The sequence below is a fragment of the Patescibacteria group bacterium genome (assembly GCA_038065255.1).
Taxonomy (GTDB): Bacteria; Patescibacteriota; Patescibacteriia; order JACQRZ01; family JACQRZ01; genus JBBTRI01.
Map to the genome: position 1 here is coordinate 5,352 of JBBTRI010000015.1, position 15,118 is coordinate 20,469.

Consider the following 15,118-nt stretch of genomic DNA (forward strand, 5'->3'; position numbering starts at 1 on the left):
TGCTGTTGCTGTTCCAATGCGCCCTTCTCTTGAATGTTTTTCACTGCCTTTTGCAGCCCTTGCGCATAAATATTCTGGAGCATTGCATCCGGAACAAGTTTTAGTTGGTCTTCAGACAGCCCCTGTTCTTTCAAAAAAGCGCGTATCTGCTCCGGGGTCTTTTGTTGGAATTGCTGCACTACTTGATTGATTGCCGCTGCGGGATCTGTACCGGTCGGCCCTTCTCCCTGTCGAGGTGGAAGATTCTTATTGATTGGCAACGGAGTCGCAGTACTTCCGTTAAAACACTGCTGCCCCTCAGGACAGGCAGGGTTTGTGCCTCCGGAAATTTCTTCCCTATCCGAAATGCCGTCTCCGTCAGTATCGTTTAAATACACGCTTGTCTGTGTAATATATGTTTCTTGATAATCGCTCAGGCCATCATTGTCGGTATCTTTTGTTTTCAGTCCTTCCACATCGATTCCTTGCATATCAACGCCTTCAAGAAGATTTGGCGCTTCGTCGGGAATATTCGAAATGCGAAACGGACTTTGGATTTTATCTTGTAAACGAGAGATTCCAAATATGATACTTCCGATGCCGAACAAAAATAAAACACCAACGAGCACGAGCTCGCTGCGCTGCGCTTTCTGCCTATTCGGCAATTGTTCCTCTAGGTGCTCCACAGTATACTTCCAGTATCACACTTCTATTCATCACGGTAAAGGGGATAACATCAATTCATGCGTCAACGCCAACCATTGTTCAAGTGAAAGTTCTTGTCCCCGCGCAGAAGAGGAAAGATGCAAACGTATAAGGATCGCTTCAATATCTTTTTTCGGAATATGTGTCGCTTCAAAAAGCGTACTCGCAAGTTTTTTTCGTTTTCCTTTGAATGCCGCGGAAATAAGCTTGAAAAAAGTTTTTTCATGCAATGCAGTACGGGCCGCATCGCCTTTCACTAAGGTAGATTTATTTGGAACAATTGATACAACAGCGCTTTTGACGGAAGGTTTGGGGGAAAAGCAATGTCGGGATACATCAAAAAGACGGCGAACATCGGCATAATACTGAACGGCCAAAGCCAAAAGATTCATATGGGGAGGCTTGGCACACATGCGATCTACAACTTCGCGTTGGACTAGGAGTATCATGCGACTTGGTTGCGGATGCCCCTCAAGAAATATTCTGATTAACCGCGATGTAATGTTATACGGTATATTTGCCACAACTGCATAGTCGCTATCTGCCTTACCGTATCTTTCCAAAGGGATATCAAGGCAATTATCTTGCACAATCTCAACATTCGGATATTCCTGTATGTTTTTTTGCAGTACTGGAATGAGTCCCTTGTCCAATTCTACGGCAATCACCTTTTTTGCCCTTTGAGCAAGCGCTTCCGTAAGAATCCCCGTTCCAGCGCCGATTTCTACGATTATTTCATCTCGCCGAATGGCAGCAACATCAATAATTTTTCTCAAAATATTTTTATCAATAAGAAAATTCTGCCCCCGATGCCGCTTAGGTTTTGGTATGCCTGTCAACATATAAAAACTGTTGTCTGGGCAGTATGCGCTATTTCATTGAGTAACACTTCATTGCCTACCTGAAATGCCATGTATTTATGGTATTACAAACCTTAAAATACATTAATTTTTAGGTTTTGAAAACCACAAATTAGTATCAATGGTCGAAATGATGTCCATTATGCCATTTTTTTCCAAGCAAAAAGAACAGGAGCGAAAGGAACCCACCAAGAACAAATGCTACCTGCCACACAGGCCCGAATATATAAAAAGCCGCAGCCAAGAAAAGTGCTGTGCCTAATTTACCCACCGAAAGGCTCATTTCAAAAAAAATCATGTTTTTGATATACGATGTATGAGAGGCATATTCATAGAGGTTCGCAACCATTGGAATTGCAAAAATGTTTTTTGAAATGCGAGAAAAGAAATCCAGCAGCATCACGGAAGGCGCGCCGCTCACCAGCAACCGCAGAAACCATGAAGCGCTAATGCACAATGCACCAATGCGCAAAATATGTTTGCGGTCTTTGCTGTCAGTCGATCGCCCGATATACAGCACGATAACAATCGTAACAAGCGTAGAAAACGCAATGGCTAAGCCCGTAGAAAGAATTGTGCCAAATACAATGTAGAAAAAAATCGGCCAGACAGTCAGTACAATAAGCTCTTCGCCAAATCCTACATACCCCCAAAAATACGGCCTGTTGTTTTTTTGGAGCAAATACCGATAACTTTCCCCATAGTCCATTTTTGTGGGAGTGAATTGCTCTTTAATAAGAAAAAACGGGATATTCGATGCCAATACAATGCCGCAAATGATAATGAATAGAGTAGTAAATCCGAATGAAGCAGCAATAAGGCCTCCGATGAGGGGACCGAGCACTGCCATAATAGACTCCATCAAGGCATTGATACTGATTTGCCTCCCCCGCTCTTCCGATTGGCTGAAAAAAGCAAAATCAGCATGATATCCGGGCCAGAAGAGGGTCTTTTGTATTGCAAGCGCAAGGATCGCGAGCAGTGTAAAAAGTGGGTACAAAGGAATGTTAAGCAAAAAAATCAGGTAGAATATAAGAAAAGCTGAACTATACATAATGCTATGCTCAAAGCCTTTTTGTTTTGCAATCATGCCGCCAATCGGCATAAGAACAAGATAGGCTGCATATACGCCGGCATAAAACAGCATTATCTGCCAAAGTGTAAAACCGATGGTATATAGGTAAATCGGCTCATAGAGCATGAGTGCTGAAAACACAAAGTTCAGCATCCCCATGACGGCATAAAGCTCTTTGAGATGCGGAGAGATGCGCGTGGGAATGTACTCACCGCGCTTCCATAGAGTAAAATGTGTTTTCCTAAGATCAAAAAAATGCTGCATATCTTACCCGTGACTCCTTGCCGATGTTACCATAAGTATGATAGCGTCATTGTATCACACTAGACTCCATTCCTAACATACTTTTTTTATGAATCCTTCTGTTTTTAAAGCATATGATATTCGAGGCATCGTTGATCAAGATATCACAAGCGAGGATGCCTTCGCCATCGGCCGCGCATTTGCAACATACCTAGCGCGAATACTCAAAAAAAAGTGTAAAGACTTGCGTATCGTTATCGGCAAAGACAATCGCGTATCATCACACCATCTCTATATGAAGGTGACGGAAGGGTTGCTTATGCAGGGCGTTACTATTCTCGATATCGACATCGGCCCCACTCCTCTATTTTACTTTGCTGTGAGCGATTCAAAAGCTGATGGCGGCATTATGATTACAGCCTCTCACAATCCGCCTAAATACAACGGATTCAAACTCGTCGGCCAACGAGCCACTCCTATCGGGCTTGAATCAGGACTCAAAGATATTCAAAAACTCATGGAATCAGGGGACTATGAATTCATGGAAGCGCGGGGAACCGTTGCCCAAGAAGAAGTGCTTCAAGCCTATACCGCAAAGACACTAGAATACTTCCCGCTTCCCGATGCTCCCGATATGCGCATTGTCGTTGATGCGGGCAATGGTGTTGCATCAATCATATGCAAATCATTATTCAAGCAAACAACAATGCAGATTTTCCCTCTCTTTTTTGAAATGGATGGCAGTTTCCCAAACCATATGCCAAATCCTCTTGATGAACGAAACATCATCAAACTCAAGGAAGAAATGGTTGCTCAAGAAGCGCATTTGGGCATAGCCCTCGACGCCGATGCCGATCGCATTGTATTTGTGGATGAAAAAGGAGCAATCATTCCTCCAGATCTTATCACTTCATTGATTGCAGATGTACTGCTTCGCGCCCACCCCGGAAGCGCTCATTGCTATGATGTCCGCTCAAGTAGAGCTGTGAAAGAAACAATCGAGCGCGCCGGCGGCACGGCAATCGTATCGCGAGTAGGGCACGCCTACATCAAACAGCTGATGCGCGAGAAAGACATACTCTTTGCAGGTGAACTATCAGGGCACTATTACTTCCACATTGATGACAGTTTTTTTGAATGGCCTCTTATTGCCATGAATATTGTTCTGTCGGAAATGCTACGTACCGGCAAAAAAGCTTCCGAACTTGCTTCCCCTTATCGCACCTATGTCAAAACGAAAGAATTGAATTATTCCATAGAGAAAAAAGAAGAAACGCTTGCAGTTGTTGAGAAACATTTTGCCGATGCAAAAACACTATCCCATCTTGATGGGCTCACGGCAGAATACGATGACTGGTGGTTCAATCTCCGAACATCAAACACCGAGAATGTCGTTCGCCTCAATCTTGAAGCGCGCGAACCTCAACTCCTTGAAGATAAACTCACAGAAGTACTCGCCGCAATGGGAAATCCGGAGAAGGTGTAGCATATGAACATAGGCGTTTTTGATTCCGGTTTTGGGGGATTAAGCATTCTCAAGCAGATTGTCCGCATACTTGGCGAATATTCCTATGTGTATCTCGGCGACAATGCCCGCGCTCCCTATGGCGGCCGATCGCAGGATGTTATTTATGAATTTACGCGCCAGGGAGTCGAGTTTTTATTCAACAACGATTGCAGTCTTGTGATACTTGCATGCAATACGGCAACGGCATCTGCATTGCGCCGGCTCCAACAAGAATGGCTTCCCGTCCACCATCCGGATCGGCGTATTCTTGGCATTATTATACCCGTCGTTGAAGCCCTTGGGACCAACTCAAATCAAGGTCCTGTCGGCATCATAGGTACGCGCGCAACCGTCGCATCGCAAGCCTATATATATGAATGCAATAAACGCTGTCCGCAACCAATCCAGCTTATCCAGCAAGCCTGCCCCCTTCTTGTTCCCCTTATTGAAGAGGGGTGGGAGCATACCGCCCCTATGCGCATGATTCTGAAGCGATACCTTCGTCCCTTAAAATTAAAAAAAATCCGGGTTCTCATACTCGGATGTACGCATTACACATTTCTTTTTAAAACAATTCATGCCATCATGGGCCGTCGTGTGCGCATTCTTGATTCCGGCACTATTGTTGCGCATTCACTGCTAATATACCTCAAGCGCCACCCGGAGATCGACAATACTCTTTCAAAAAAAACATTGGTTGATTTTTATACCACGGCACTCACGCCGCGCGCAAAAGAGCTTGCTGCGCGCTTTTGGGGATCCGCACTCAACGCACGCACTGCATGTATTGACTCCTGATAATTTTAACTCAAAAACTCTATATTCCAATACCTATATTCGCCCGCACCTTCTTCATGGTCGAGACTGCAATGATTCGCGCCCGAGCTGCTCCATCGCTAAGCATCTCGTGTAATTTTTTTGGTTTTTTGAGCAATGCTGTGTACCGCTCCTGAATAGGTGATAGGAATGCCACAACCACCTCTGCGAGATCCGACTTAAACTCCCCATATCCCCTTCCTTTATACCGCGCCTCCAACTCCACAAATGTCTTGTTCGACAACAAATGATATATCGCCAACAAATTTGAAAGCGCCGGCTTAGCGGGGCTCAGGGTGATTTCCGATCCGGAATCGGTCACGGCGCGTTTGATTTTCTGCCGCACGGTGTGCGCATCATCCAATAGAGAAACGTAGCTCTGAGCGCTTGAAGCGCTTTTCGCCATTTTTTTTGCAGGATCAAGTAGGCTCATAATTCGCGCTCCGGTCTTAGCGATATGCGCCTTGGGCAATGTAAACGTCTGGCCAAAACGCATATTCCATCGCCGAGCAATTTCGCGAGTCAACTCAACATGCTGCTTTTGGTCCTCGCCAATAGGAACAAGGTCAGTGTTGTACAGCAAGATATCCGCAGCCATGAGTACCGGATAATCAAATAGTCCCATGTTGATGCTCTCGGGATGCTCTTTGCTCTTTTCTTTGAACTGGTGCATGAGTTTGAGTTCAGAAATCTTAGTTAGCGTATTCAGCAGCCAGCAGAGTTCCGCATGTTCTTTGACATCCGACTGAACAAACAAAATGCTTTTTTTAGGATCAAGGCCACATGCAAGATAGAGTGCGGCAACGCCAAGGATATCGTTCCTCAATACATCAGGATCCCGTGGAACGGTAAGGGCGTGGAGATCGACAATAGAATAGATGCAGTCGTAGCTCTCTTGCAGTTCTACTGCCTGCTTTAAAAATCCCAGATAATTTCCCAGATGAGGGGTGCCCGTAGGTTGTGCTGCGCTAAATACTCGTTGCATATATCATCTATTATACCTGAATGATGACGGGTAGCACCATGGGGCGCTTTTCCGTTTTGCCGAAGAGGAACTTGCCAACATCGTCGCGAATCTTATCGCGTACCGAGCCCCATTGCTCAATATCTTTAAGATTTTGACTATTAATGGTTTTTACCACGAGCGCACGCGTTTCAACGAGCAGTTTTTCAGTACTCTTCATAAAAACAAATCCACGAGAAATCACATCGGGATCCTGCGTTGTTTTGCCATCTGCATCGACTGTCGCAATAATCACCACCATGCCATCCTTTGCCAACACCTGCCGATCGCGCAGCACCACTTCACTCACATCACCGACTCCCAGACCGTCAACCATGACGTAATCCACATTGATTTTTTCTTTACTCAACACTGCCTGGCCCTGCTGGTTGAATTCAATGATCTCTCCATTATTGATAACAAAAATAGTATTGTCATTCCAACCTAATTGTTTGGCAAGTTTGGCATGCCCCATCAACATATACCGCTCTCCGTGCATCGGCATGAAATATGTTGGGCGCAAAATATTCAGCATCATTTTGAGCTCTTCTTGGTGTGCATGCCCGGACGTATGAATGTCGAATATCTGCTTATAAATCACATCGGCGCCGAATGAGAATAGTTTATTCATCAAATTCATCACCGCACGTTCATTACCCGGAATAGGAGATGAAGAGAGCACTACGGTGTCTCCCGGGCGCAATTTCACATGGCGATGTTCACCGCGGCTCATACGCCCAAGTGCCGATGTTTCCTGCCCCTGGCTTCCGGTGCAGATAATAACAAGGTGTTCATCGGCAAAGTCATCAAGTTGATCGGGGCGAATAAGGGTGCCTTTGGGGATTTTGAGATAGCCAAGCTTTGCTGCTATCATCAGCGCTTTTTCCATGCTCGTGCCCGAAATTGCAACTTTGCGGTTCAATAACGCTGCAACATTAATAATCTGCTGAATGCGGCTAATCAGCGATGCAAATGTTGCAACAATAATACGCCCCGGTGATTTCCGAAAGAGTGTTTCAATATTTTGTTCCAAATCCCGTTCGGACATAGCATATCCGGTGCGTTCAGCGTTTGTGCTATCCGAACCAAGCAAGAGAACTCCTTCCGCACCGATCTTTGCAAGTTTTCCGAATTCAGTAGGTTTTTCGTCTTGCGGTGTGTGGTCAAATTTCCAATCGCCGGTGAATACCAGGTTTCCGACCGGTGTGCGGATAACAACGCCTGTGCTATCGGGGATATTATGATTCACTCGGAAGAAGGTGAGCCGGAAGATGCCGAGCTGAAGCACATCATCGGGATGCACTTCAGAAAGCCGTGCATATTGCTCGAGATGAAATTCTTCGAGCCGGTCACGGATCATTCCAATCGTGAGCTTGGTGCCGTAAATCGGCGGATTGCCGATATCCCGAATGAGGTAGGGAATGGCGCCCATATGGTCGAGGTGGCCGTGAGTAATATAAATGCCGCGAATATTCTGCCTCATCTGCTTGATATAGCTGATATCCGGCAGCACAAAATCCACTCCGGGCATAGTATCAATGGGAAACATAAGGCCGATATCCACAATAACAATATCTTTGCCGTATTCAATAACCGTCATGTTACGGCCGAATTCTCCTACGCCTCCGAGAGGAAAAACACGAAGCTTAGTGCCGCTCGCCACACCAGGGCGTTGTTGCGGATAGTTGGGTGCCCGTCGGGGCACTGCGCGTGTTTGTGGACGCGCTTGGCGAGAGTGTCCACCCTGTTGATAGGCAGAACTACTCCCTCGTCGTAATGGTTCCATACTGAAAATGTGAGTACTGAACTATGAATTAAAAAATGATTTTATGAGCTTAGACCTCGATCACCACAGGCAGAATCATCGGGCGGCGCTCTGTTTTGGTAAATAAAAATTGCCCGACGACTTCGCGAATCTGATTACGAACCTGATCCCAATCCATGGCAGTATCCTGTGAGGTGTTGTCTTTCACGACGTTGAGAATTTTACGCTTGGTTTCGTTTACAAGAGCTAAATTCTCTTTGACATGAATAAAACCGCGCGAAGTGATTTGAATGTTACCAATAATATTTTTTGATTTGCCGTCGATAATCACCGTCACCATAACCATACCATCTTGTGCAAGCGCCTTGCGATCCCGCAACACTACATGCCCAATATCTCCTACGCCGAGTCCATCAATAAAAACATAGCTTGAGTCGGCTTTTTCTTTGAGCACTTTCGCCACTCGGCGCTCGTCGACTTCCAGTATACTACCATTATCCAGCACAAAAACATCCTGGCGCGGAAAGCCGATTCGGTATGCGATCTTTGCCGCTTCTTTCAGAAAATAGTGGTTTGCATACACGGGTAGGAAGTATGTCGGTTTGCACTGGCGCAGAATTTCTTCCATACCAAGTGCCGTCGAATGGCCGCCGATATGCACATCCATGATGTCCGTATGAATAACGTTATCGCATTTACGATACAGGTTGTCCTTGAGGCGCTGGATGGTGCGTTCGTTTCCGGGAATAACTGAGGAAGAAAAAATAATCGTATCGTTTTTCTGAATTTTAATGAACCGGTGATTTTCGGTCACCATTTTCGAGAGTGCCGCGTTAAGCTCGCCTTGGGCACCGGTACAGATAATCACGATTTTATTTTCAGGATATTTGTGAACATCTTGTATCAGAATCAAGGTATCTTTTTTCATTTTCAAATAGCCAAGTTTTTTGGCAATTTCAATGTTCTTCTTCATGCTATAGCCTTCCAGAGCCACGCGTTTGCCAAGCGCTTCAGCATATTCAAGAATATAGGCGATGCGGCGGATCTGTGAAGAAAATGTCCCGATAATAATCCTACCCGGCGCATCTGAAAGCAAGGTGCGGAAATTCTCGTGCACTTCCCGCTCGGAAGGCGGCAGCCCTTTTTTGAGTGCCCCCAAACTCTCAAGCATAAGAATGGTCGGACGCGGCAGATGTGCAAGATGCGTATAATCAATGGGGCGGGGATCGATGGGTTCGTGCGAAATAGTCCAGTCTCCCATATGGATAACCGTACCATTGGGAGTCCGCAAAATAATGCCAACGGCATCCATAATGGAGTGCTCAACTTCAAAAAAACCTGCGTCAAAAACGCCGAGCTTAATGCGATCCGTAAAAGATTTCACGCGAATTTGTTTAAGCCGGTTAGCCGAACCCTTTTCCTGATCTTCACACTTGTCTTTGATAAGCGCCAGTGTAAAATCGCGGCCGATAATCGGCGGGTAACCGAGATTTTTCAGTAGGATCGGCGCAGCACCAATATGATCTAGGTGTCCATGAGTAAAAATAACGCCGCGAATCTTTTTTTCTTTGCCTCGCAAATAGCTGGCGTTCGGTACGATATAATCAATACCCGGCATATCTTCCTCCGGCCATTGCACACCCATATCAACAATAACGATATCATTGCCATATTCGAACACGGTCATGTTACGACCAACTTCTTCCTGGCCGCCCAAGGGAACGATGCGCAAGCGCTTGGCTCCGATTAAAGGCACGGGAGCAATGCTTTTCTTCGGTTCAAAATGTGCCGGCATTGCCTCAACACGATGGTAGTCATGGCGCCCGCGAGACTGTCGGCCCCTTCCCTTCGTACCACCTGGTGCCAGTGTTTCTGTTTTTTTTGCCGCATCCGACGTGCCTTGCTGAACAGCATCAAGCGGCCGAGATGGTCGGCGGCTGCGGTTGAATGAATTAGTCTGTTGCATACTGTATCTTATATTCTGGTGCCGGAGGAGGGATTTGAACCCTCACGTTCTTTCGAACACATGGCCCTGAACCATGCGTGTCTGCCAGTTTCACCACTCCGGCATTTATTTCTTCCACGATCTGTGAATGCGCACGTACCATTGAGCTGCATCAACAAATCGATCGGAAGGGTAGACAATATATTTATTATCGCTAATGCCTTGTATTTTTTTCTGTACTACATAGTTATAGGAAGGGTTCACCAAAAATATCGCTGGCTGCTCTTCGGCAAGTATCTGCTGGAATTTTTTGTACATCTCCGGCCGTTTCGCGCCATCAGATGTCGTACGCGCATCTTCCAGGAGTGTGTCGGCTGCTTTATTGGAAAATGCGGCAAGGTTCAAGCCGGGAGCCCTCATTTGCGATGAATGCCAGAATGGATATAAGTCAGGATCAGAACCGATAATTTCCCCGTATACAAATACATCATAGGCGCGCGGATCAATGATTTCTTCTTTGATACGCGAAGGGTCATTCACCTGCACATCAACAATAATGCCAAGCGCTTTCCAATTTTCTTCTATGATGCGTGTTGTCTTTACTAAATCCTCCTGATCCGCGGTCACCAGCGTTATCGAAAGCGGCGCTGAAGGCTTTACAACCGTTTCGTAGACTGTCCGCGTTATTTTTCTGCCGCGGTATACCGATGTCACGCTTTTCGGCTGCTTGCCACTCAATTCTTGATACCACTGTCCGCTATCATTCTTCTTCCACCCACTCTCAGACAGGATTTGTGCAGCCTTTGCAAGATCAAACGGATACGGTTTCAATGATTCATCGTAGCCGGCAAACCCTGCAAGAATAGGCCCCGCAATCACAGATCCTTCTCCGCCAAACACTTGAGTAACGATACGTTCTTTGTCGATCGCATACCCAAGGGCTTGGCGCACTTTTTTTGATGCAAGGCTTTTGTGCTTTTCGGGGTTGAAAAAGAGCGCAGTATACTGGGGAAGATGGAATGTATAATATGCCAGATCGCCATCCTTCTTGAGCCTGTCCCTCAGATCACGAGGCAAAAAGCTAATCCCTTGAACATTTCTATTCTTCAAAGCCTGCAGCGCGGCATCAGTATCCGGATAGAACTTAAATGTTATTTTATCAAGGAGGGGTACGGTAGCATAGTATACTTCATTGCGGACAACCGTATAAGAAACGAGGGTGCCATCCTGTTCCTTTTGGAGGGTTTTAAAACTCCAGGGTCCGGTTCCTATGGGTTTCAGATTATATGCTGCAAATGGAATCTGTTCATTGGGAATGTCCTTCCAGATATGTTCAGGCAGAATGCCAACCGTCATAAGGTCGAGAAATGGCGCAAATGCTTTGGAAAGCGTAAACACAACCGTGCGGTCATCTTTTTTTTCAATTTTAATGTCCTTAAAGCTGACATAGAGCGGACTCTTAAGGCCGGGGTCTTGAACTTTGCTGAACGTAGCAACAACGTCATTCGCACTGAATGGCTTGCCATCATGCCAGACTACGCCCTGCCGCAAGCGAAATGTATACACGGTGCCATCCGGGCTTACTTCATAGCTTTCCGCCAAATCACCTATAGCTTTTCGGTGTTCATCATACCGGATCAGGCTCGAATACATCAGATTGCTCAAATCCCGATCTGCATCATTATTCTGTAAAAACAATGGATTGATATATTGCGGCGCACCCACAAGACCCTCCGTATAGGAACCTCCTTCTGCGGGATTTACCGCCGTAACGGAACGAAAACCAATGCTTCCTAAAAATATACCATTTGCAATAAAGAGACCGGCAAGGGCAAGCGCAATGATTTTTTCCTTTAGTGAAAGAAGGCGCGGCAAATATTTCCACTGCCGCATGTTGGGCAGGCAAAACCGCCCAGCAGAACGGACAAGCTTGGCGTCAAGCGAGGCATGCGACCATGATTTTTTTTTCCACTGCGAAAAATGCCATTGTACCATACTTCACCTATCACTCACTGCCATACCCATCTCGCCATTTATTTTTTGGCGATAGTGGCTATTGAAGAATGACTGCCATCAAACTCGATGCGATAAAAAGAGCGCTCAAAAGAATTGTTATAATAAAGAGGCCTTTTTCAACACCTCGTTTCGTCCGGTAAATATTACCGTCTCCTCCGAATGCCGTACCTATTCCCGTTCCACGATTCTGCATCAGTACACAGACAATCAAAAACAGGGCAGACACCATTTGAATAATCAAGATTGTTGTTTTCATACCACTATGTTCATCATGTGCATCCCTTCAATCGGTGTAAAACCAATACAGGGCTTTCCGTAAGTCTTCATGCTAGTATACCACTCTACTCCTCATACGTCAAGAAGAAGTGGCATTTATGCCGTAACTATCGATAAATACCTCATCTGCGGCCGACTGCAATTCATATCAATTCTACGATCCCAATATCTTCCTCACTTGATGCGAAGAATATTTTTTCTTTTCTGTTCTAGCTTTTTTGATATGTTGAAGATAGAGAGGACTCGATAGCGCAAGAAAGTCTTCCGTCAATCTGTCGAGAGTTACACTGATCATAAGTACGGCGATTGGTTTTGTATTTTATTATTACGTATGGGGGATTATAGCACATCTCTATGTATAGACGTTCCCACGATAATCTATTCGATGAATGTATATCTGATGTTTTGAAAAATTAAATTCTGCAATCACTCTTATTTTCCCGATGCGGATTCTTAAAAATGGTTTCCATACTCCCTCTAGCCTTTTGACATCAACATTGATATTTTTACCTTCGATTTTTTCTTTCGCCTTTCGAAGCGTATCAACAATGTCACTTTCTTCAATCTTATTCTTATTCAAAAACCTTAAAGACTCTTTACTCCAGGAAATGACCCAGTCCATAGAAATGCCCCTAAAGTGAATATCGCGCCTGTTTTACTGACACGCGCTTTGGCGTACCATATCTTTTTTCAATATCCTTCTGCTCTTCTTGCGAAATTGCAGGCAAAAGAAATGTTTTTAATTGGAGTATTTCCTCTCGAACGGCGCTACGTAAATCCTCTTCTAATCCCGCGGGTTTCCCAGCATATGATTCAAATGCATCTCGAACAAGGCCAGAAATGCTTGTCCTGCGTTTTTTTGCTTCAGAGCGAATACGAGTATATGTTGCTTTTGGCACTGTTACCGTGAGAAGTTTAGAATTTTTAAGCATAGTGTCATAATTAGTATTGAGTATATACTCATACTATGCTATATATAACGGTCTGTCAAATAGATGCTTTCTGCAATATCCTCACCACGCCATTATCCGCATCGACTTCGACCATGTCGCCGTCATGCAATACTCGTGTGGCAAACTTGGTGCCGATGATGCAGGGTTTACCCATCTCACGCGCAACGATAGTGGTAATACTCTCTGCCAATCAAACTATTACTTTTTGTAATGATTAGTGATAGAAAAAACTTCAACTTCACCATCTTTAATAAAAAACAGTGCTCGATATTTTCTATCAAGCCGAAAGGAATATATGCCGCGCCATCGCGGTTCAAGGATTTCAGTTTTTAAGGATGGGTGGTTAAGATTTGCTTCAAAGAATTTCTTCGCTTTATCCCATTTACATTTTAGCGAATGGAGCGCAATATTCTCTTCAAGATCTTTTCGAAGAGGTTTTATTCGCATATTTCTTTGCATATGAAGACTTACGCAGTCCTTCATCAAGATCCTTTAAAAATCCTTCCTCATAGAGATCGGCATTTCTGAAATCTGCGACAACTTCATCAATCGGATCTGAAAGCCGTAATTCAAAAATTTTTGAAGCAAGTGTTTTGTATGCATGTGCTTGTTTTTTGAGGCGCATATACTCTTCTTGCGACAATGTAATAGTATTCTTACCTTGTTGTATTCGAGCCTGCATCATATGAATTGATTATAACGATACATAACAGATTGGTCAATATCACGATTATCCTCGCTTGATAATCCTCACTATCCCATTATCCGCATCTACTTCGACCATGTCGCCGTCATGCAATACTCGTGTGGCAAACTTGGTGCCGATGATGCAGGGTTTACCCATCTCACGCGCAACGATAGCCGCATGACACATAATTCCTCCTTCATCGGTGATAATGGCAGCTCCTTTTTGCATAGCCGGTAAAAAGTCTGGGGTTGTCATGGGTGAAACCACTATTTCACCATCAACCACACTGCTAATCTGATCTCTCCTTTTGAGTATTCGCACCACTCCTTTTGCATATCCGGCACTACCCACAGAACCCTGTATTATTTCTTTGCTGTCGACTGGTGGTGTTTCAATAACAAAATGAAAGGTGGGATTTTTTTGTGCAAACTCATCCAACGATACTGTCTCAACAACAGATATGTCATAGACAATGCTGTGTTTCTTTCGCTCTTTTAAAACACCCTTGCTCGGAGGATTCTTGATTTCATTTCTCAAAATAGTAGCCTCATATCCTTCCAGTTCCGGATAGAGTGCAATAAGACTCTTGCGAATAAAGGTGGTGTTGCTGCCAAAATAACTATCCTGCTCCCGTAACGCGTTTGCTTTTTCTTTTATATAAAGCGGGGTTCTCTGATCGATTGAAGAGAAATACATTACGAAAAATCCCGCCATAGATTCAAAGATGAGATTTATCATACATGACAATTCTTCAACATCTGCAGTAAAGCCTTTTCCCCAATACAACTTCAGAGAATTTAGCTGCACTTGATAACGCTCAATTGCAGTATTAAAAAAAGTACTGCCAGCTTTATTCTCTTCAAGAAGTCGTCCTATAAGCCACTCCAGCGCCGCTTCGTTTTCCCAAATCTCGATCGTGCCATCGTTGATGTAAAATATCGTAGGATAGGAATGCGGACTTTCCCATCCGAATTTTTTGATGTCCTGTTCAATAAAATGTAGCCACGCTTGTTCGATGATAATGGAATAGTCGCGCGTATACGTTTTTACAAAATGGATTTGTTTCGCTTTCTTCTGTGTCAATGTTGTAATGGGCCGGCTCTGGGTGATAAAAAACTTTCCATCTGCAAATGCCCATTCTGTATCAACAGGAAATTCGTAATGGTTTTCTATGCGCATCACCAGTGCAGCGAGCTCAACGATCTGTATATCTGAAAGTTTTTGCGCCTTACCTTGTTCCCCAAGATCTTGCCATCTATTGCCTCCGACTTTAGCACAATAGAGTCC

At 44.7% G+C, this 15,118-nt stretch carries 15 protein-coding genes and 1 tRNA gene; 2 read left to right on the forward strand and 14 right to left on the reverse strand.

The window, feature by feature from the left end; all coding sequences use genetic code 11:
• The 3 genes from AAB400_03800 to AAB400_03810 all read right to left on the reverse strand — a co-directional run.
• Positions 1-665, reverse strand: a 665-nt coding sequence (locus AAB400_03800) for a thrombospondin type 3 repeat-containing protein (GenBank protein MEK7649006.1), incomplete at its 3' end; no start/stop codon positions are given.
• A gap of 30 nt (positions 666-695) precedes the next feature.
• Complete coding sequence (gene rsmA, locus AAB400_03805) at positions 696-1,526, reverse strand: 16S rRNA (adenine(1518)-N(6)/adenine(1519)-N(6))-dimethyltransferase RsmA (protein MEK7649007.1); 831 nt, start codon at positions 1,524-1,526, stop codon at positions 696-698.
• Positions 1,527-1,662: 136 nt separating this feature from the next.
• A complete protein-coding gene (locus tag AAB400_03810; GenBank protein MEK7649008.1) occupies positions 1,663-2,883 on the reverse strand; it encodes an MFS transporter in 1,221 nt (406 codons plus the stop codon).
• 88 nt (positions 2,884-2,971) lie between these two features.
• Between AAB400_03810 and AAB400_03815 the strand changes: the two genes are divergently transcribed.
• Positions 2,972-4,348, forward strand: coding sequence for a phosphomannomutase/phosphoglucomutase (locus AAB400_03815; protein ID MEK7649009.1), 1,377 nt, complete (start codon positions 2,972-2,974; stop codon positions 4,346-4,348).
• 3 nt (positions 4,349-4,351) lie between these two features.
• On the forward strand, positions 4,352-5,167 hold the full coding sequence (murI, locus tag AAB400_03820) for a glutamate racemase (GenBank protein MEK7649010.1): 816 nt from the start codon (positions 4,352-4,354) through the stop codon (positions 5,165-5,167).
• Between the two features lie 19 nt (positions 5,168-5,186).
• Here murI and trpS read toward each other — a convergent pair whose 3' ends face one another.
• The 11 genes from trpS to AAB400_03875 all read right to left on the reverse strand — a co-directional run.
• Entirely contained in the window at positions 5,187-6,170 is a 984-nt protein-coding gene (trpS, locus tag AAB400_03825) for a tryptophan--tRNA ligase (protein MEK7649011.1), read from the reverse strand.
• Positions 6,171-6,180: 10 nt separating this feature from the next.
• Positions 6,181-7,974, reverse strand: a complete 1,794-nt coding sequence (locus tag AAB400_03830; protein ID MEK7649012.1) for a ribonuclease J — start codon at positions 7,972-7,974, stop codon at positions 6,181-6,183.
• A gap of 49 nt (positions 7,975-8,023) precedes the next feature.
• Positions 8,024-9,919 (reverse strand): ribonuclease J, encoded by a 1,896-nt coding sequence (locus tag AAB400_03835; protein MEK7649013.1) that lies wholly within the window; start codon positions 9,917-9,919, stop codon positions 8,024-8,026.
• Positions 9,920-9,935: 16 nt separating this feature from the next.
• Positions 9,936-10,022: transfer RNA gene (locus AAB400_03840), tRNA-Leu, on the reverse strand.
• Positions 10,023-10,024: 2 nt separating this feature from the next.
• Complete coding sequence (locus tag AAB400_03845; GenBank protein ID MEK7649014.1) at positions 10,025-11,893, reverse strand: ABC transporter substrate-binding protein; 1,869 nt, start codon at positions 11,891-11,893, stop codon at positions 10,025-10,027.
• A gap of 58 nt (positions 11,894-11,951) precedes the next feature.
• Positions 11,952-12,170, reverse strand: coding sequence for a preprotein translocase subunit SecG (gene secG, locus AAB400_03850; GenBank protein ID MEK7649015.1), 219 nt, complete (start codon positions 12,168-12,170; stop codon positions 11,952-11,954).
• Positions 12,171-12,542: 372 nt separating this feature from the next.
• The gene (locus AAB400_03855; protein MEK7649016.1) at positions 12,543-12,812 is read right to left on the reverse strand and encodes a hypothetical protein; all 270 of its coding nucleotides are present in this window, start codon (positions 12,810-12,812) and stop codon (positions 12,543-12,545) included.
• Positions 12,813-12,822: 10 nt separating this feature from the next.
• Positions 12,823-13,122 carry a ribbon-helix-helix protein, CopG family gene (locus AAB400_03860; GenBank protein ID MEK7649017.1) on the reverse strand — a complete coding sequence of 100 codons (300 nt, stop codon included), beginning with the start codon at positions 13,120-13,122 and terminating at the stop codon, positions 12,823-12,825.
• 219 nt (positions 13,123-13,341) lie between these two features.
• A complete protein-coding gene (locus AAB400_03865; protein ID MEK7649018.1) occupies positions 13,342-13,590 on the reverse strand; it encodes a hypothetical protein in 249 nt (82 codons plus the stop codon).
• Positions 13,559-13,828, reverse strand: coding sequence for a hypothetical protein (locus AAB400_03870; protein MEK7649019.1), 270 nt, complete (start codon positions 13,826-13,828; stop codon positions 13,559-13,561). Before AAB400_03870 ends, AAB400_03865 begins: the two co-directional genes overlap by 32 nt.
• Positions 13,829-13,873: 45 nt before the next feature.
• On the reverse strand, positions 13,874-15,118 hold a 1,245-nt coding region (locus tag AAB400_03875), incomplete at its 5' end, for a PEP-utilizing enzyme (protein ID MEK7649020.1).

Coding starts and splice junctions, on each gene's coding strand:
- murI (MEK7649010.1), top strand. CDS start 4,352: ATGAACATAGGCGTTTTTGATTCCGGTTTTGGGGGATTAAGCATTCTC.
- AAB400_03830 (MEK7649012.1), bottom strand. CDS start 7,974: ATGGAACCATTACGACGAGGGAGTAGTTCTGCCTATCAACAGGGTGGA.
- AAB400_03810 (MEK7649008.1), bottom strand. CDS start 2,883: ATGCAGCATTTTTTTGATCTTAGGAAAACACATTTTACTCTATGGAAG.
- AAB400_03865 (MEK7649018.1), bottom strand. CDS start 13,590: ATGCGAATAAAACCTCTTCGAAAAGATCTTGAAGAGAATATTGCGCTC.
- rsmA (MEK7649007.1), bottom strand. CDS start 1,526: ATGTTGACAGGCATACCAAAACCTAAGCGGCATCGGGGGCAGAATTTT.
- AAB400_03860 (MEK7649017.1), bottom strand. CDS start 13,122: ATGCTTAAAAATTCTAAACTTCTCACGGTAACAGTGCCAAAAGCAACA.
- AAB400_03845 (MEK7649014.1), bottom strand. CDS start 11,893: ATGGTACAATGGCATTTTTCGCAGTGGAAAAAAAAATCATGGTCGCAT.
- trpS (MEK7649011.1), bottom strand. CDS start 6,170: ATGCAACGAGTATTTAGCGCAGCACAACCTACGGGCACCCCTCATCTG.
- AAB400_03855 (MEK7649016.1), bottom strand. CDS start 12,812: ATGGACTGGGTCATTTCCTGGAGTAAAGAGTCTTTAAGGTTTTTGAAT.
- secG (MEK7649015.1), bottom strand. CDS start 12,170: ATGAAAACAACAATCTTGATTATTCAAATGGTGTCTGCCCTGTTTTTG.
- AAB400_03870 (MEK7649019.1), bottom strand. CDS start 13,828: ATGATGCAGGCTCGAATACAACAAGGTAAGAATACTATTACATTGTCG.
- AAB400_03835 (MEK7649013.1), bottom strand. CDS start 9,919: ATGCAACAGACTAATTCATTCAACCGCAGCCGCCGACCATCTCGGCCG.
- AAB400_03815 (MEK7649009.1), top strand. CDS start 2,972: ATGAATCCTTCTGTTTTTAAAGCATATGATATTCGAGGCATCGTTGAT.